Annotated in this window: 11 protein-coding genes and 1 pseudogene; 7 read left to right on the top strand and 5 right to left on the bottom strand. The window is 39.8% G+C overall.

Translation table 11 applies throughout. The features are described from left to right. Nucleotides 1–190: 190 nt before the first annotated feature. Nucleotides 191–1,132 carry a tRNA 2-thiocytidine(32) synthetase TtcA gene (ttcA, locus tag ACERCF_RS11155; protein WP_373625614.1) on the top strand — a complete coding sequence of 314 codons (942 nt, stop codon included), beginning with the start codon at nt 191–193 and terminating at the stop codon, nt 1,130–1,132. 142 nt (nt 1,133–1,274) lie between these two features. On the opposite strand, the gene malM is transcribed toward ttcA, so the two are convergent. The 3 genes from malM to malK form a co-directional block, all read right to left on the bottom strand. After that, entirely contained in the window at nt 1,275–2,171 is an 897-nt protein-coding gene (gene malM, locus ACERCF_RS11150) for a maltose operon protein MalM (protein WP_373625613.1), read from the bottom strand. Nucleotides 2,172–2,253: 82 nt separating this feature from the next. Then, nucleotides 2,254–3,525: a maltoporin gene (locus ACERCF_RS11145; RefSeq protein WP_373625612.1), complete on the bottom strand. Its 1,272-nt coding sequence runs from the start codon at nt 3,523–3,525 to the stop codon at nt 2,254–2,256. Between the two features lie 98 nt (nt 3,526–3,623). Continuing rightward, complete coding sequence (malK, locus tag ACERCF_RS11140) at nt 3,624–4,742, bottom strand: maltose/maltodextrin ABC transporter ATP-binding protein MalK (protein WP_373625611.1); 1,119 nt, start codon at nt 4,740–4,742, stop codon at nt 3,624–3,626. 359 nt (nt 4,743–5,101) lie between these two features. Between malK and malE the strand changes: the two genes are divergently transcribed. From malE to ACERCF_RS11120, 4 genes are all read left to right on the top strand, one after another. Then, nucleotides 5,102–6,292: a maltose/maltodextrin ABC transporter substrate-binding protein MalE gene (gene malE, locus ACERCF_RS11135; RefSeq protein ID WP_373625610.1), complete on the top strand. Its 1,191-nt coding sequence runs from the start codon at nt 5,102–5,104 to the stop codon at nt 6,290–6,292. A gap of 118 nt (nt 6,293–6,410) precedes the next feature. Beyond that, a complete protein-coding gene (malF, locus tag ACERCF_RS11130) occupies nt 6,411–7,949 on the top strand; it encodes a maltose ABC transporter permease MalF (RefSeq protein ID WP_373625609.1) in 1,539 nt (512 codons plus the stop codon). A gap of 52 nt (nt 7,950–8,001) precedes the next feature. After that, on the top strand, nt 8,002–8,892 hold the full coding sequence (gene malG / locus ACERCF_RS11125) for a maltose ABC transporter permease MalG (protein ID WP_006248005.1): 891 nt from the start codon (nt 8,002–8,004) through the stop codon (nt 8,890–8,892). A 74-nt stretch (nt 8,893–8,966) separates the two neighbouring features. Beyond that, a complete protein-coding gene (locus tag ACERCF_RS11120) occupies nt 8,967–11,024 on the top strand; it encodes an alpha-amylase (RefSeq protein WP_373625608.1) in 2,058 nt (685 codons plus the stop codon). Nucleotides 11,025–11,147: 123 nt separating this feature from the next. Here ACERCF_RS11120 and malT read toward each other — a convergent pair whose 3' ends face one another. Then, the gene (malT, locus tag ACERCF_RS11115) at nt 11,148–13,874 is read right to left on the bottom strand and encodes an HTH-type transcriptional regulator MalT (RefSeq protein ID WP_373625607.1); all 2,727 of its coding nucleotides are present in this window, start codon (nt 13,872–13,874) and stop codon (nt 11,148–11,150) included. Between the two features lie 163 nt (nt 13,875–14,037). Here malT and malP point away from each other — a divergent pair, with 163 nt between their 5' ends. Further along, entirely contained in the window at nt 14,038–16,407 is a 2,370-nt protein-coding gene (malP, locus tag ACERCF_RS11110; RefSeq protein WP_373625606.1) for a maltodextrin phosphorylase, read from the top strand. Nucleotides 16,408–16,487: 80 nt separating this feature from the next. After that, the gene (gene malQ / locus ACERCF_RS11105; RefSeq protein WP_373625615.1) at nt 16,488–18,587 is read left to right on the top strand and encodes a 4-alpha-glucanotransferase; all 2,100 of its coding nucleotides are present in this window, start codon (nt 16,488–16,490) and stop codon (nt 18,585–18,587) included. Here the strand turns inward: malQ and ACERCF_RS11100 are convergent. Then, nucleotides 18,588–18,693, bottom strand: a pseudogene (locus ACERCF_RS11100) (IS1595 family transposase); the annotation flags it as partial. It lies immediately after the preceding gene.

Genomic DNA, 18,693 nt, shown 5'->3' with positions numbered 1-18,693 from the left:
CGTGGCAAACCGTTCAAAGTGGCGGTAAACGCCTGTATGCGTAAGCTTTTAACCGTGATTAATGCCATCGTCCGTGATGGCTCACAGTGGAATGCTCACGTGGTTTAATTAACGAATTTGTATCTCGCCAAAAATGTTGGGGGATACAGTTGCTACACATAAAGGTGTATTTATCAGGTTACAAAATATTATGTCAGACGATATCCAACAAAAATCTGAAAAGAAAATTGCTTTTAATTTCAATAAGTTACAAAAACGTTTACGCCGTAATGTCGGCAATGCAATTGCTGATTTTGGTATGATTGAAGAAGGCGACCGTGTGATGGTTTGCCTTTCTGGCGGGAAAGACAGCTACACTTTACTTGATATTCTGCTTAATCTTCAACAAAGTGCCCCTGTGAATTTCAGCGTTGTTGCGGTAAACCTAGACCAAAAACAACCGGGCTTTCCGGAAGAGGTATTGCCTCGCTATTTAGACAGCATTGGTGTGGAATACAAAATTGTGGAAGAAAACACCTACGGCATCGTAAAAGAGAAAATTCCGGAGGGCAAAACCACCTGCTCGCTCTGCTCACGACTTCGCCGTGGGATTTTATACCGCACCGCCACCGAATTGGGTGCAACCAAAATTGCATTAGGGCATCACCGTGACGATATGCTGGCGACTTTATTCTTAAATATGTTCTATGGCGGCAAAATGAAAAGTATGCCACCAAAACTAATTTCTGATGACGGCAAACAAATTGTGATCCGCCCACTCGCCTATTGTAAAGAAAAAGACATTATCAAATATGCCGAAGCCAAGCAGTTCCCGATTATTCCGTGTAATCTGTGTGGCTCTCAGCCTAATTTACAACGCCAAGTGGTGAAAGAAATGCTGAATAATTGGGATCGCCAATACCCGGGGCGTTTAGAAACCATGTTCAGTGCTTTGCAAGATATCGTGCCGTCTCACTTATGCGATCCGAAATTTTTTGATTTTAAAGGGATTAAACACGGTCAAACCATTGAAGGCATAGAAGGCGACACCGCTTTTGATGATGTCAAAATTGAAACCAAAACCTTCTTAGACGAAGATGACGACAACAATTTTGCCGAAGCGGGAATGATTCAGTTTAAGGAAGTGAATTAAGTCTCTAGCGGTCTAATTTTCCGGAAATTTTGCAAATCTCCCAAAAAAAGCACCCTATCAGATTGCCCTGATAGGGTGTTGGTGGTGATAAACCACCCATCCGATGACAAGGAGAATGTCTATGAAAAAAACAATAAATAAATTAATTTGAACTTACATTTTTTAAGAAGATTTGGCGTGGAGAAGTCAGCCCTAATTTTTCTGCCTCATTAACCAAATTCATTGCTTTATTAATATCTTTTGCTTTAATCGCTTTCGTTACTGCCTGATTAAAATAGGCTTCTGTATCTTTATCTACCGCTGTTTTTACTGCAACCGGGTTTTCTTTTGTCAGCATCGAAGCAGTCGTTTTACCTACCGGAGTTGCTGCTTTATTTGAGCTAAAAATTTCGGTCGGCAAGCCAATAAATTTAGTGCCATTCGAGCCGGTAACATTGATGTGGATTTGACCTTTTAAACTATGTGCCACTTCAATATCATTAATTGCCGGCGGTTGTTTACCGGTTGCTTTTGCATAGGTTTTTGCCGGATGTGGCATAATTGTCGTTTTGGCTAAATCTTGCTGCGTGGTATAAATGAGCAAGTAAATATATTCTTGGTTCATTGCCGGTGTTAAATTGAGTTCTGCCCCTAAACGATTGCCTTTGAGCCCTCGTTCTTCCAATAATTTAAACTCAGAAGAAGGGTAAGTTGCCGCTACATTAAAGTGACTATCCAATACGACTGCTGTTGGCACAAAAACATTTTTGTCCATCACCGGGCTTTCGATTTCAATTTCCAATGTACCTTGATTTGCAGGAATACGATAGGCAGCTACCGGGCTAGCAATACCGGCAAATGCTGTGGTAAATGCTTGTTTGTGTTGTTCGCTTAATTCTGTTTTTACGGTTTGTGAAAATGGCACATCTTGCCATTGAATTTGAGCTAATTCAGACGAGTTAATATGAATAGGTTTAACTGCCGAACTGTTTGCCATACTCGGAGACACCACAAAAAGGTGGGCGAATAATATTGCTGTCGAAAGAAGCGTTTTTTTCATATTAACCTCTAAAAATTATAAAATAGGATAAAGTGCTGAAATAGTGGGTAGGTTCAGCCCTACCCACATAAACGTTTGATGATTACCACCAAGCTTCAAATTGAACACCGGTGATAAACTCGCCGTCTTTGGCTTTATAGCCGGCATTGGTACGAGCTTCTGTATTGAATTTGTCATTCCAACGTGCATAAGTACCAAACACACGGATTGCAGGGCGAGCCCAAATGCTGTTACCTGCTTGCCATTGTTGTGCAATGGTGTATTTCACTAAGTCGTTTTTCTTATCTGTGGCTTGATCTTTAATACGGTCATAACCGACTTCCAATAATGTACTCATTGTATCATTCCATTTATACATTGGGCGGATACCAGCAGAGTACCAAGTTTTACCTTGTTTATTATCTAGTTTTGTTTTTTCGTAGATTAAGGCATACATCACTTCAACTTTATCGCTCGCTTGTACAACGCCTTGGTTGATTAAACGAAGCATATTACCTTTATTACTTTCTAAGGAACCCTGTGCGTGACCATTATTCCAAGAGGTCATCGAATCGGTTGCATATTGTGCAGTAAATTTATTAAAACCACCAAAGAAGTTACCTTGGGTATATTCCGCTGTTACCATATAACCGTTTTTGGTTGCTTTATCATTATTAAGTTTTGTACCATCTTTAGTATGAGCATTACCGTAATCAAAACCTAACTCTAATGAGCCGTCTTTCCAAAGCTCAATACCGGCTAAGCGAACATCAAAAATATCATTATAGACCTCTTTTTTCGCATCACGGTTACTTACATACGCTTTTTTCGCATAGTCATAATAATAAGAGAATGCGCCATCTTTTTCTGTATCACGAGTAACCGCTAAAGAGAGTTTTCCAAAGCCTAAATCAACATTCTCAACCCCTGCCCCCGGACCTGAAATATCCCAGTAGTAGAAGTCGTTCATATGAACATCATGGCGTTGATAGAAACGTTTACCTGCCCATAAGGTTGCACCCGGTAAGCTATCTGCAAAGTTTTTGAACTGTACGTTTAATTCACGTAATGCCGGGCTGGTTTCTGTCCAGTCGTTGTTGTGAAGCGTACCGCCATAAGCAAGGTTAGTATCAAAATAGATGGATTTTTCACCACTTTTGAATAATTCCTGACCTAATTTCAATTCTGCATAGGTATCAGATTCGTTACCCAAACGGTATTTTGAACCACCGCCATTAACAGTAAATGCAGATTGTTCACCACCACCGGATGTCCAACCTATACCTGAACGAGCATAACCGTGAAAATCGACCGCTGATGCACTGGCTGCGAACATTGCACCACTAATTGCAACTGCTAAGACTGTTTTTTTCATAATAGAACCTCTCTTAAGATTTGATTTTACTTAGGTTAAGTATTAATTGATTAGAAGATGAGAAAACATCCCCTAAAGTCAGTAATAAACTGAAATTGTTATACCCCTTTTTCAACAAACAAACGTTTGCAAGCTGTACCGTCTTCCTTAAATAAATGGCAACGTTCCGGCAATATACCGATATTCATATCATCGCCTTCATTAACTAATACCACATCGTTTTGACGATAAATTAAGGTTGGTTGTTTGATTTCAGGGATTTCAAGGTGGATTTGTGTTTCATTTCCGAGCAATTCCACAACTTGCACAATACCGTGTAAGGTCACTTGGGTTTGATCCGAAGGAACTAAATGTTCCGGGCGGATACCTAAAGATAAGTTATCTCCCACATTCACCCCTTCGCCGGAAACCGGAATCCAAAAATTATGATGATTCGCATCAGGTAACTCAATTTTTACCCGTTCCGGCTCTACCGCAATCACTTTTACCGGTAAAAAATTCATTTTAGGCGAGCCGATAAACCCTGCTACAAAGCGGTTTGCCGGGTAATGATAAAGTTCTAACGGTTTACCTACTTGAGCAATACCGCCGGCATTTAATACCACGATTTTGTCCGCTAATGTCATTGCTTCAACTTGATCGTGGGTAACATAAATCATTGTGCGGTTTAATTTTTTATGTAATTTGGAAATTTCTACCCGCATTTGTACACGCAATGCGGCATCAAGGTTGGAAAGTGGTTCATCGAGTAAAAACACTTCCGGCTGGGAAACCAGTGTTCTACCAATAGCCACCCGTTGGCGTTGCCCCCCGGAAAGTGCTTTAGGTTTTCGGTCTAATAAATGGGCAAGCTGTAAGATTTCGGCAACTTGGTTAACTCGTTGCTCCCGCTCTGCTTTACTTACACCTGCCAGCTTTAAGCCAAAAGACATATTTTCGGCAACGTCTAAATGTGGATAAAGTGCATAAGATTGGAATACCATCCCAATTCCACGTTTAGAGGGTTCGACATCATTCATTAATTTATCACCGATATAAAGCTCACCTGTCGTAATATCTTCAAGCCCTGCTATCATTCGCAATAGTGTGGATTTACCACAACCTGATGGCCCAACGAATACAACGAATTCCCCTTCGTTAATTTCTAAATTAATATCCTTAGAAATATGAACATCACCATACGATTTTCCCACGTTACGCAATGATACATTCGCCATAATTAAACCTCTTTATTTTGCTTTTGCTTGTGGTTTGAATTTAGGCTGAATAGTCGCCTTTTTATCTAATGAAGACATCATCCCAGAGTACTTTTTTTTAGGGTTAGAACTCTAATTACCTAAAAAAACCTAATTCAGGGAAATTTAATAAATTTTGTGATCGAGCTCTCATTTTTAACGCTTATTTTTGTGAAGCTGATCACAAAATGATAAAAAATGTTACTTAGATCATACTTTTAGCTTGGGGGGCGTAGAGCAAAGGGTGATCTCAAATAGATTGTATAGCCCATAATTTGCCATAATTTAATAAATGGGTTGTTTCATATCCGTTTCTTTTATTTAACTTCAAGGAGTTTTTTATGAAAAACAAATGTGTCAAATTCACCTTAGCTACTCTTGCTACCTTAGTTCTTTCAGGAACAGTAATGGCAAAAATGACGGAAGGTAAACTCGTTATCTGGATTAACGGTGATAAAGGGTACAATGGGCTTGCCGAAGTCGGTAAGAAATTTGAAAAAGATACCGGTGTTCAAGTTTTAGTTGAACACCCGGATAGACTTGAAGAAAAATTTGCACAGGTTGCCTCAACTGGTGACGGTCCGGATATTATGTTCTGGGCTCACGACCGCTTTGGTGGTTATGCACAATCCGGTTTATTGGCTGAAGTGAATGTAAGCAAAGAATTTAAAGATAAATTTGTCGATTTTGCTTGGGATGCTGAAACTTACAACGGCAAAATTATCGGTTATCCGGTTGCGATTGAAGCGATTTCATTAATTTATAATAAAGATTTAGTGAAAGAAGCACCAAAATCTTGGGAAGAAATTATTGAGTTAGATAAAAAACTCAAAAAAGAGGGCAAAAATGCCATTATGTGGAACTTATCCGAGCCCTATTTCACGTGGCCGATTGCGGCTTCAAACGGAGCTTATGCATTCAAATTTGATAACGGCAAATACGATCCAAAAGATATTGGTGTGAACAATGAAGGGGCAGTAAAAGCACTACAATTTGTAGTCGATATGGTGAAAAATAAACATATTAGTGCGGATATGGACTATGCCGTTGCCGAAGCCTCCTTTAATAAAGGACAAAGTGCCTTAACCATCAATGGTCCTTGGTCTTGGGGCAATATTGATAAAAGCGGTATTAAATATGGTGTAACTTTACTCCCAACATTAAACGGTCAAGCTTCTAAACCATTCGTAGGGGTGTTAAGTGCCGGTGTAAACAGCTCAAGCCCAAATAAAGATTTAGCCAAAGAATTCTTAGAGAATTATTTACTCACCGACGACGGTTTAGATGCAGTCAATAAAGATAAACCTTTAGGTGCGGTGGCGTTAAAATCTTACCAAGAGAAATTAGCGGCTGATCCTCGTATTGCTGCAACGATGGCAAATGCGAAGAACGGTGAAATTATGCCAAATATTCCGCAAATGTCTTCTTTCTGGTATGCCGAAAAATCTGCTATCAATAATGCAGTGACCGGTCGTCAATCGGTGAAAGAAGCATTAGATGATGCACATTCACGCATTCAAAAACAACAATAATTCTTCATCATTCTGAGTGGGTTATTATGACCCACTCTATTTTTAGATTCACCCTAAATACAATAAAAGTACAGTAAAAGTACCGTAACAAAATGCAGTAAAAATTCGAGGTGCTGTTATGCTAACTCAAACTCAATCCAAATCCACTCATTGGCTCAAATATCTCTTAGCCGGATTAGTCTTGCTCCTTGACTTCTATCTTGTTGTCTTAATGTACTCACAAGGTGAATATCTTTTTGCTATTTTAACGCTGATTATTCTAACTTCCGGTGTCTATATTTTTACCAATAAAAATACCTATGCTTGGCGGTATGTTTACCCTGGCATTACCGGAATGGCAATTTTTATTTTGTTTCCGCTGGTTGCGACTATTGCAATTGCGTTTACCAACTATAGTGGTTCTAATCAATTATCCTTTGAACGAGCGGTATCCGTCTTAACTGAACAACGCTATTTTGCCGGAGATAAATATCAATTCACCCTTTATCCGCAAGCAGATAATAAATATCAAATTGCATTAACCAATCCGGCGACAGAGCAAACTTTTGTGTCAGAGCCGATTTCATTGGCTACCGGAACGAATGTGGTTGTGACCGAGCAAAACAGACCAACCGGCGAAGTTGCTCCTCTTAAAGTGATTACACAAAATCGGGCTGCACTTAAATCAATGAAAGTGGTTTTACCGAATAACAATGAACTGACAATGAGCTCATTACGTCAATTCTCCGAGCAAAAACCACGCTATCAATTTGATGAAGAAAATAAAATATTACTCAATAATGAGACTGGCAAACGTTATCAAGCAAATGACGAAACTGGTTTCTTCCAAGCGATTGATGAAAACGGTCATTGGCAAAGCGGAACACTTGAACCGGGTTATACTGTCACATCAGGCTTTAATAACTTCATTAAAATTTTTACCGATGAAGGTATTCAAAAACCTTTTGTCCAAATATTTATTTGGACGGTGATCTTCTCTTTATTAACCGTTGTCTTTACCGTTATTCTCGGTATGGTTCTTGCCTGTTTGGTACAATGGGAGGCATTAAAAGGTAAAGCAGTCTATCGTGTCTTATTGATTTTACCTTATGCCGTACCATCTTTTATTTCAATTCTGATCTTTAAAGGACTATTTAACCAAAGTTTTGGTGAGATCAATATGATTTTAAACCAACTATTCGGGATTAGTCCTGAATGGTTTAACGATCCGCTCCTTGCCAAAGTGATGATCTTAATTGTCAATACGTGGTTAGGTTATCCTTATATGATGATTTTATGTATGGGGTTACTCAAAGCTATTCCGGCTGATTTATATGAAGCTTCTGCAATGGACGGTGCTTCCACTTGGCAAAACTTCAGTAAAATCACTTTCCCATTACTGTTAAAACCACTTACTCCGTTAATGATTGCTTCGTTTGCATTTAACTTTAACAACTTTGTGTTAATTCAACTATTAACAAACGGTCGCCCGGATATGATTGGCACAACCACCCCAGCCGGTTATACCGATTTATTAGTCAGCTACACCTATCGCATTGCCTTTGAAGGAAGTGGTACGCAAGATTTCGGCTTAGCAGCCGCCATCGCAACCATTATTTTCTTATTAGTCGGTGGCTTGGCACTCTTAAATATCAAAGCAACCAAAATGGAATTATAAAAGCGGGAGGGATTTAACAATCCCGACCCCAAACTAACTTTAGGAGTTATATATGGCAATTGTTCAATCTAAATCTGTGCGTTATCGGGTATGGGCAACCCATTTCATCTTAATTTGTTTTCTTGCCTTAATTATTTTCCCTCTATTAATGGTGATTGGCATTTCATTACGACCGGGAAATCTGGCTATCGGTGATATTATTCCAAGCCAAATTTCGTGGGAACATTGGCAAGCCGCTCTTGGTTTTGATGTTACACACGCCGATGGCACAGTCACACCGCCTCCATTCCCGGTGCTACGCTGGTTATGGAACTCCATCAAAGTGGCAACAATTACCTCCATCGGCATTGTAACCTTATCTACTACCTGTGCTTATGCGTTTGCCCGAATGAAATTTAAAGGCAAAAAAACCATTCTACAAGGTATGCTGATTTTCCAAATGTTCCCGGCAGTACTTTCCTTAGTTGCCTTATATGCGTTGTTTGATCGTCTTGGGCAGTATGTACCGTTTCTTGGTTTAAACACACACGGTGGTGTTATTTTTGCCTACTTAGGCGGAATTGCCTTACACGTTTGGACAATCAAAGGCTACTTTGAAACGATTGATGGTTCATTGGAAGAAGCCGCTTCCCTTGATGGAGCAACCCCGTGGCAAGCATTCCGATTAATCTTATTACCGCTTTCAGTGCCGATTTTGGCGGTAGTTTTTATTCTTTCATTTATTGCCGCCATTACCGAAGTACCGGTTGCCTCACTCCTATTGCGTGATGTAAACAGCTACACCTTAGCCGTTGGTATGCAACAATACCTCTATCCGCAAAACTACTTATGGGGTGACTTCGCAGCAGCGGCGGTCTTATCCGCAATTCCGATTACACTGGTCTTCTTATTGGCACAACGCTGGTTAATCGGTGGTTTAACTGCCGGCGGCGTGAAAGGCTAGTTTGCAAAAAATTCTCTAAAAACGACCGCTTGTCGAGCTGATACTGCGGTCGTCAATCTTTATTAGGGGTGTCTATGAAAAATGCGTTACCTTATCTCTGCTTATTCTATACCTCAAGCCTTTTTGCCCAATCTTGGCAACATTCCCATTTTTCTGATTTTAACGATAATCTCGAAAAACGGTTGTATCAATCTCAAGTTCAATTGGAAAAAGGGAGCTATCCGCTTAAGTTTGAATTCGGCGGACACTGTTATCAACCTCAACAAGCAATCAAATTAAATCAATCGGTTACGTTAGTCCCTTGTATAAATGAAGCTCCACAACTGCGGCTGTTTCGTCAAGGCAACTATCTGGCACAAATTGATCTGCGAAGCGGCACGCCAACGCTCACAATCAGCGTAGAACAGCAGCCACAGCACAATGAAGCGATGCTTCAAAGTTGCCCGAATTGGGATAAAAAACCGATTGAAATTGATGTTTCCTCCACTTTTGCTGATGGAGAATCGGTTAGCGATTTTTATTCAGGCAACACCACCATTGTTAGAAACGGCAAAGTTACCTTTATGCCAAATAAAAACGCAAGCGGTCTGATTTTGCTGGAAAAAAGCAATACCGAAAATACAGCAACGTTTGATTGGAAAAATGCCACCGTCTATTTTGTGCTGACCGACCGCTTTTATAACGGCGATCCGACCAATGACCACAGCTACCACCGCCAAAAAGACGGAATGCAAGAAATCGGCACCTTTCACGGCGGCGACTTAAAAGGATTAACCGAAAAGCTCGATTATCTACAACAACTTGGGGTAAATGTATTATGGATTAGCTCGCCGTTAGAACAAATGCACGGCTGGGTTGGCGGCGGTGATAAGGGGGATTTTCCGCATTATGGCTATCACGGTTATTATCATTTGGATTGGACGAAATTAGATGCCAATATGGGTACTGAAGACGATTTAAGTCGCTTTGTTCAACAAGCCCACCAGCGTGGTATTCGGGTGCTATTTGATGTGGTGATGAACCATACTGGCTATGCGACGCTTGCCGATATGCAGGAGTTTAACTTTGGCGGATTTTACTTAACACCGGACGAAATCAGTCACACATTAGGCGAAAAATGGACACACTGGAAGCCGAAATCAGGACAAAATTGGCACAGCTTTAACGATTTTATTCGCTTTAACGATAATCAGGCTTGGCAAAATTGGTGGGGAAAAGAATGGGTTCGAGCTGATATTGCCGATTACGACAGCCCTAAATTTGATGATTTAAAAATGTCGCTCGCTGCCCTTCCGGATCTAAAAACCGAGAGCGAACAAGCGGTCAAATTACCTGAATTTTTTGCAAACAAAAATACCAATGCCAAAACATTACCAAACGCCAAAGTGCGTGATTATTTAATTGGTTGGTTATCCGATTGGGTACGAAAATATGGTATTGACGGCTTTCGGGTGGATACCGCCAAACACGTTGAAAAATCCACGTGGCTGGCATTAAAACAATCAGCACAACAAGCCTTAAGCGAATGGCAACAAGTCAATCCGAATGCCGGTTTTAATGATAACTTTTGGATGACTGGAGAGGCGTGGGAACACGGCGTGTTCAAGAGTGACTATTATCAAAACGGTTTTGACGCAATGATCAATTTCGATTTTCAAGATCAGGCTAAACAAGGGTTAAATTGCTTTGCCCATATTGAGCCCGTTTACGCTGAAATGAGCCGTAAATTAAGTGACTTCAATGTGTTGAGCTATTTATCTTCACACGATACCCGATTATTTTTCCATTCAGATAGTGAACAGAATATCGAAAAACACAAAACCGCCGCAAATTTGCTGCTGCTTTCACCCGGTGCGGTGCAAATCTATTATGGTGATGAAAGTGGGCGGACATTTGGTGCGACCGGTTCAGACCCGCTACAAGGCACACGTTCGGATATGAATTGGCAAGAGTTGCAGCAAGATCCTCAGAAACAGGCATTGCATCAACATTGGCAAAAACTGACACAATTCCGCCAACGCCATCCGGCTATTGGTGCAGGTGTTCACCAACTCATTAAAAATGATGGCTACTTTGCGTTTAACCGTGTGTTGAATGAAGATAAAGTGATGGTAGTTTGGGTTGGAAATTAAATAGGCTTTGGCTTCAAGTTTTCTCTTTTCTTTTTCCTTCTAGGGAAAACTTGAAGCCGGTTCGGGGTAACAAGTTGCAAAAAATCGGCAAAAATCGACCGCTTGTTCCCCCTGAGCTTGTGATCAATGATAGCCCATCAACATCAGCAGCTCTTTCGTATAGCTGATTGCTTCGTTACGATTGGTCACACCGATTTTCTGATACAGATTTCGGATATGGGTTTTAATTGTGGTTGCTGCCACTTGCAACTCATCTGAAATTTGTTCATTGCTATATCCGGAGTAAATCAAACCCAATACTTGCCATTCCCGCTGAGTGAGCGGACTAATTTTTAAGAGTTCCGGTACTTTCGGATTTTTCAGTAATTGATTTACAAAGTTTTCATCAAAATGGGCAAATTTTTGGCGATAAAATTGATTGATATTGCGTAAAATAAATTGTGCTTTGTGTAATACCAATTCATCTAGCACATTAAGTTGCAATAAATGGCGGATCTGCTGTGCCATCACATCCCCTTCAATCACAAACGCACTGATAAAATTCGTTTGGCGTGTAAGTTTTAGTGCCTGAATTAAATCTTGCTGAGCTAATTCTTTCTCGCCTTGTAAAAAATAGAGCCTATTACGAACAATCAATGCACGATTTAAATCGCTAATCAGAGAAAATTTTTCAGCCGTTTCAATTAAATTATCTAAAATGGCTTTTGCTTTATCATATTCTTTTAGTAAAATTCTGGCTCTCGCAATGTTACGCCATTGAATTTGAGTAAAGTGATTTTTATCAGAAATTGGCGATGGATTTTGAATTAACCAATGATGAGCAGCAGAAATATCATTGGTCATTTGCCAATAAAACATCCGCACCTGATCGGCGTTGGCAATCCAATCGTGGTGGTAAGAGTGAGAATGCTCTAATTGTTCAACCTCACCTAATAATCGGGCGGTGTTATCTAGATTGCCACGAGCTAATGAAATCTTTGTGAGTAAGGTTAAACATTGTAGCTTGTCTTCAAATTTAGATAGGGCATTCATTCCGGCAACTGCCATTGATTCGGCTTTATCTAAGTTATACCATTCCCATAGAATTTTACCTTTAGAACGTAGCAAAAATTCATACATCGGCACTTTTTGTAGGTGATTTTCTTTCACAAAATCACTGGCTTTATCTAACATTTCATAGGCCGCTTGTAAAAAGCCTTGTGCTAGTAAAATCTCAGATTGTTGAAGCTGTGACCACAAAATATTATGGTAAGTATGGTGCTGGCGTGCCATTCGTTCCGCTTTTTGTAACATTGACAATGCTTCTGCTAGGTTACCGTGACAATGATATGCCTCACCAATAATAGAGGTTGCAACAATATGGGCATAATAGGCATTTTCGGAAAGATCGTTTAACGCTTCAGACGCTAATTGAAGTGCAGTATTTTCATCACCAGAATTGATAGCAACTTGTGCCCGTAGCACATTAAATTCTGCATTGGCGGTTTTGCTCAATTCAATCTTATTTTCAGTTAATGCACGAGAAAAATCCGCTAAAATACCACCTACTTCAATATGGCGGTGCTGGCTTTGTACCAACCAGGCTTTGAGTAACACCAAATTAGTATGTTCAGTTAAATGGACGTAATCTAGGCAATTTAAGCTCTCTTCCAATAATTTGAGTTCGCCCTGATGAAATACCGTCCAAGCGTGTTTGCTCAAAATATTGAGTAATAATTCGGTATCCGATAATTGCATTGCGTGATGTAAGGCTTCTGTAACATAGCCTAATTGTAACCACGCATTCGCTGCCTTTTGGTGCAGTTGCGGTAATTCAGCATACAACTCATTTTGGCAACATAAATTTAAAAAGGACGCAAAAAGCGGATGGAATTTCCACCAGCTATCATCACTACTCTGCCACTTACTGTTTGCCATTTGTTGTAAAAACAAACCTTGCTTTTCGAGAGACTCTAATTTGGTGCGGCTGTTTTGCTCCCCTGTAACAGCCTGCACTAAAGACTCATTCATTGAATGCAAAACCGAACAACGCAAAATAAACAAACGAGTCTCTTCATCGACTTTATTAAGCACTTCATCGGCTAAATATTCGTTAATATGAAAATGGTTTGATTTGGCTAAACGTTTGGCAATATCTTGCAGTGGTACTTGTAGCGTGTGTGATTTATTTTTTGCAAAAAGGCTAATTAGCTGAAGGGCTGTAGGCCAGCCTTCAACTTCGTTACACAGTGAAATAATATCTTGCTGATTTAGCTCTGTACCTAATCTTGCTTGAAAAAAAGCAGCACTTTCTTGGTGATCAAACATTAGCTGGTTAATATCAATTTCCAATAATTGTTCTTGCACTCTTAAACTGGCAATACTTAACGGGGGAATTGATCGAGAAATCAAGATAAGCGTCATATTAGACGGTTGATGTTTAATCCAATATTTTAATGCTTCGTGAATTTCATCATTTTCAATAATATGATAATCATCAATAGCAAGATAAAAATGCTCTGAAAATGCCGCGGCTTTAATCAATAATTGATTAAATAAAGCTAATAAATTAGCTTTACGATTTTCCTCTAACAGTACGTCTATTTCTTCATTGATTGCTGAATGCAATGCCGCACTAAAATAAGCGGCAAAACGATCTGAATTATTATCGCCTTCATCTAACGCATACCAGCCGATATTCTTTTTATTTTCAATCCATTGGGAAACCAGAGTGGTTTTGCCATAACCTGCCGGTGCATTTATCAATACGACCGGATAACTGCAAGATTTGTCTAATTCTTGAATTAAACGTTTTCGGGGAATGCTGTTTTGTAATCGAAAAGAGCAAACAAGTTTTGATGGTATTAACATAATAAATTCAATTTTCTCTCATAACAAAATAGGGATGATATATCCACCATTTGTGTTCTCACTACTTCCTTATAATCATACCATACAAGATGATTATTGGGATGATTTGATTTTATTTGGATTTTACATAATAGCGACATTCATCTTTAACTGGGGGTTTCCTATGACATTTAATTCTATTGTAGAAAAATACTGTCGCTACTTTGATGTGACAGTTCCAAAACACTTTACCTTACAGCAGTGGTATCAAGTTGTTGCTGAAGGTTCCCTTGAGCTAATTTATAGCCAGCCTGCAACCAAACCGACAGAATCACGCCACGTGAACTACCTCTCAATGGAGTTCTTAATTGGTCGATTAACCGGCAATAATTTAATGAATTTAGGTTATTACGAACAAATTCGTGACTATCTTAAACAATATCAAGTTGAATTAGTAGATGTTTTAGAACAAGAGCGTGATCCGGCATTGGGTAATGGTGGATTAGGTCGTCTTGCTGCCTGCTTTTTAGATTCGATGGCAACTGTCGGACAAAATGCAACCGGCTATGGGCTTCATTATCAATATGGTCTGTTTAAACAAAGCTTCAAAGAGGGAATGCAGAAAGAAGCAGCGGATACTTGGGCTCGTGACAGCTACCCGTGGCATCGTTTTAATCCGTCTAAAACCCGCCATATCGGGTTTGGTGGAAAAATCAAACATATCCAAGCCGATCAATATGAATGGCAGCCTAAATTGACCATTCAAGGTAAAGCCTTTGACTTGCCGATTGTCGGTTATAAAAATAACATCATTCAACCATTACGTTTATGGCAAGCAGATAGCGACCAATCTTTTGATTTTGATGCCTTTAATGAGGGTAAATTTTTAAGTGCCGATAAAACGATTGTCAATGCAGCCGCACTAACTCAAGTGCTGTATCCAAACGACAACCATCAAGCCGGACAAAAATTACGCTTAATGCAGCAATACTTCCATTGTGCCTGCTCGGTTGCCGATATTTTAGATCGTCACATTAGCGAAGGTTATTCGCTAGAAGATTTAGCAAAACGCCAAGTTATTCAACTCAATGATACCCATCCAACGCTCGCTATACCTGAATTGATGCGTGTACTATTAGATGAACACCAATTCACTTGGGAGCAGGCTTGGGATATTTGCAGCAATACCTTTGCTTACACTAACCATACCTTATTACCTGAAGCACTTGAACAATGGGATCAACGCCTATTTAAGCAGCTATTACCTCGCCATTATCAAATTGTGGAAAAAATTAACGATATTTTCCACGAAAAAGTACGGGCAGAATTTGGCGATGATGCCAAAATTTGGGAAAAATTAGCCGTGCTATTTGACTATCGAGTACGTATGGCGAACCTTTGCGTTGTTACCTGTTTCCGTGTAAACGGCGTTGCGGAAATTCACTCCGATCTCTTAGTGACCGATCTATTCCCGGAATACCACAAATTATTCCCAACAAAATTCTGCAATGTTACTAACGGCATCACACCTCGCCGCTGGATTCAACAAGCTAATCCACAATTAAGTGATTTATTGGATCGTACCTTAAAACAAGATTGGACACATAATCTGGAATTATTAAAAGGCGTTGAACAATATGCGGATGACACCAGTTTCCGTGAAGAATATCAACGCATTAAACGCAATAACAAAGTGGTTTTAGCCAATGAAATCCATAAAACATTAGGGTTAAATGTCAATCCTAATGCGATTTTTGATGTGCAAATTAAGCGTTTCCACGAATATAAACGCCAACATTTGAATTTGTTAAACATTATTGCGACCTATCAATCGCTAAAAGCTAACCCAAACCAAGACTACACACCACGTCTATTCCTATTTTCGGGCAAAGCGGCTCCGGGGTATTATTTAGCAAAAAATATTATTCACGCCATTAATAATGTGGCAGATATTATTAATAACGACAAGCAGGTAAATGATCGACTACAAGTAGCATTCTTACCGGATTATCGAGTCAGTCTTGCAGAAAAAATTATTCCGGCAGCTGATGTATCAGAACAGATCTCAATGGCAGGTAAAGAAGCCTCAGGCACCGGTAATATGAAATTGGCACTCAACGGGGCATTAACCTTAGGTACGCTAGATGGTGCTAATGTGGAAATTGCCGAGATGGTCGGTGAGGAGAATATCTTTATCTTCGGACACACCGTAGAAAGTGTGAGGGAATTGTTAGCAAAAGGTTACCAACCAAAAGCCTATTACAATCAAGATCCGATTTTAAAAAATGCGGTTGATTTCTTAGCCACAGGAAAAGCCTCTAACGGAGATAAAGAGACATTCAAGCTGATGTTAAACAGCCTCCTGGAGCGTGATCCATTCTTAGTCTTTGCCGATTTTGATAGCTATCGCCAAGCACAAGAGAAAATTGGTGTAGCCTATTTAGATCAAGAAGCTTGGCTGCGTAGTGCAATTTTAAATACCGCTCGTTTGGGTGCATTTAGCTCAGACCGCTCAATTAAAGATTATCAACAACGCATCTGGTTGAATAGATAATAAATTCGGGCGACTTCTCTCAACAGGAAGTCGCCTATTTCCTGCTGTATTTCATATGTATTTATATATGGAGAGAAATGATGAAAATAACTGCCAAACAATATCATCGGGCCGGTATTATGCCCTATTTTTTCGATGAACGTGGTGTAAAAAAAACTGCATCCGAAAAAATAAAATACACATTATTCAATGCTTTTAACGGCAATATTCAAGCGAAAGAAACACCTATTCCTGCAGTCAAAATTTTTTACCGACACCAACCCTGTTTTTTATCTTTTCATTTAGCGGATAAAAAACATCCGCTAACCGGTACTTGGCAGCTACAACTAGAAAATTCAAACCAAGTTATTTCCGGCAAAATTAAAGCAAGGGGAATTACATTACCTCAAGATTTACCTTTAGGTTATCACCAATTACAACTAAAAACGGTAGATAAAACCTTTAATTGCACCATTATTATCGCTCCGGAGCGTTGCTACCAACCCCAAGCCGTGCTTGAACAAAAAAAATTATGGGGAACATTTCTACAACTCTATACCTTAAAATCAGCCCACAACTGGGGGATTGGCGATTTTGGCGATTTAAAAAACTTCATTCAACAGATTGCCCCTTACCAAGCAGATTTTATCGGTTTGAACCCGATTCACTCGCTTTTTCCGGCAAATCCGAATTCTGCCAGCCCATACAGCCCGTCCTCTCGCCGATGGCTGAATATTGCTTACATTGATATCAATCAGCTAGCAGAATTTCAACAAAGTGATGAAGCACAAACTTGGTTTCATTCTACTGAAATCCAACAACAATTATTGGAATTACGCACTCAAGATTGGTTAAATTACGAGAAAATCATTCCGTTGAAATTAAAAGGGCTACGCTTTGCTTTTGCAAAATTTCAGCAAAATATAACCGCTTGTGCTGACTCTGCCTTTACCGAATTTGTACAAAAAGGCGGTGAAAGCCTACAAGTTCAAGCCACATTTGATGCCCTTCATCAGCATTTATCCGCACAATTTGCCAACCAATGGGGCTGGGATTTCTGGGAAAAAGCCTACCAAGACTACCATTCCGCAGCCGTGCAGCAATTTAGAGAAACGCATAAAACAGAGGTAGAATTTTACCTTTGGTTGCAATTTGTTGCCGATCAACAGTTAGCCGAATGTGATGCAATTTGCCGTCAGCAAAATATGCGTATCGGTATGTATCGTGATCTCGCCGTTGGCGTCAGCCCCAACGGAGCAGAAACGTGGAATGACAAGCATCTCTATTGCTTAAATGCTTCTGTCGGAGCTCCGCCTGATGTATTAGGTCCGCAAGGACAAAACTGGGGCTTAACCCCAATGAACCCACACGTATTAAAACAACAAGCCTACCGCCCGTTTATTGAGCTGGTCAGAGCCAATATGAGCCACTGCGGTGCATTACGCCTTGATCATATTATGTCTTTATTACGATTATGGTGGATTCCAAAAGGCGACAGTGCGGTTAACGGTGCTTATATCCGTTATCCGGTTGATGATTTAATTGCCATTTTGGCACTGGAAAGCCAACGCCATCAATGCCTGATTATCGGTGAAGATTTAGGTACTGTGCCAAAAGAAATTGTGGGCAAGCTCAAAAACGCAGGGATTTTATCTTATAAAATTTTCTATTTTGAATTTGATGAACAAGGGAAAAGCCGAGACTTACAGCATTACCCTTACCAAGCAATGACGACATTAAGCACCCACGATTTACCGACTATCAACGGTTATTGGCGAGGCTATGATTTTGAGTTAGGCGAAAAATTCGGTGTCTATCCTAATGCGGATATTTTAGCAATCCTTAAGCAAGACCGAGTTAATGCCAAAGCCAAAATCTTACAACGCTTACAAGAACATAACGTAGAGATCGCTCCTGAAATTAGCGAGCAACTTAATTCACCGGTGAATACCGCATTTATTCACCGTTTACAAACCTATGTCGCAAATGTAAGCAGTGGATTATTTGGCTTCCAACCCGAAGACTGGTTAGGTATGACTGAGCCGGTTAACATTCCGGGAACCAGTACGCAATATGCAAACTGGCGGCGGCGTTTAAACACGAGCATTGAGGAAATTTTTGTAAATAAAGATATTCAAGCCTTATTACAAGAAGTTAATTTAATCCGTAAATGCAATAAAAGTTGGGGCTGTCCTAGATAACTAACCTAAACCCCCTTTAACCAATTGTTTTAAAAGGAATATTTGAGATTTTAAGTCACTGTGATTAAAACGCCATTCGCATTCTTTCAAATATAGCTCAAAATGG

This window comes from Mannheimia kashgarensis (assembly GCF_041807705.1).
Classification (GTDB): domain Bacteria; phylum Pseudomonadota; class Gammaproteobacteria; order Enterobacterales; family Pasteurellaceae; genus Mannheimia.
The sequence above is the reverse complement of the archived record's forward strand: the minus strand, read 5'-3'. Positions and strand labels throughout refer to the sequence as shown.

Bases quoted from the DNA above. Each gene is read 5' to 3' on its own strand.
- malF (WP_373625609.1), top strand. From the start codon at position 6,411: ATGCTAACTCAAACTCAATCCAAATCCACTCATTGGCTCAAATATCTC.
- malG (WP_006248005.1), top strand. From the start codon at position 8,002: ATGGCAATTGTTCAATCTAAATCTGTGCGTTATCGGGTATGGGCAACC.
- ttcA (WP_373625614.1), top strand. From the start codon at position 191: ATGTCAGACGATATCCAACAAAAATCTGAAAAGAAAATTGCTTTTAAT.
- malP (WP_373625606.1), top strand. From the start codon at position 14,038: ATGACATTTAATTCTATTGTAGAAAAATACTGTCGCTACTTTGATGTG.
- malK (WP_373625611.1), bottom strand. From the start codon at position 4,742: ATGGCGAATGTATCATTGCGTAACGTGGGAAAATCGTATGGTGATGTT.
- malM (WP_373625613.1), bottom strand. From the start codon at position 2,171: ATGAAAAAAACGCTTCTTTCGACAGCAATATTATTCGCCCACCTTTTT.
- malQ (WP_373625615.1), top strand. From the start codon at position 16,488: ATGAAAATAACTGCCAAACAATATCATCGGGCCGGTATTATGCCCTAT.
- malT (WP_373625607.1), bottom strand. From the start codon at position 13,874: ATGTTAATACCATCAAAACTTGTTTGCTCTTTTCGATTACAAAACAGC.
- ACERCF_RS11120 (WP_373625608.1), top strand. From the start codon at position 8,967: ATGAAAAATGCGTTACCTTATCTCTGCTTATTCTATACCTCAAGCCTT.
- malE (WP_373625610.1), top strand. From the start codon at position 5,102: ATGAAAAACAAATGTGTCAAATTCACCTTAGCTACTCTTGCTACCTTA.
- ACERCF_RS11145 (WP_373625612.1), bottom strand. From the start codon at position 3,525: ATGAAAAAAACAGTCTTAGCAGTTGCAATTAGTGGTGCAATGTTCGCA.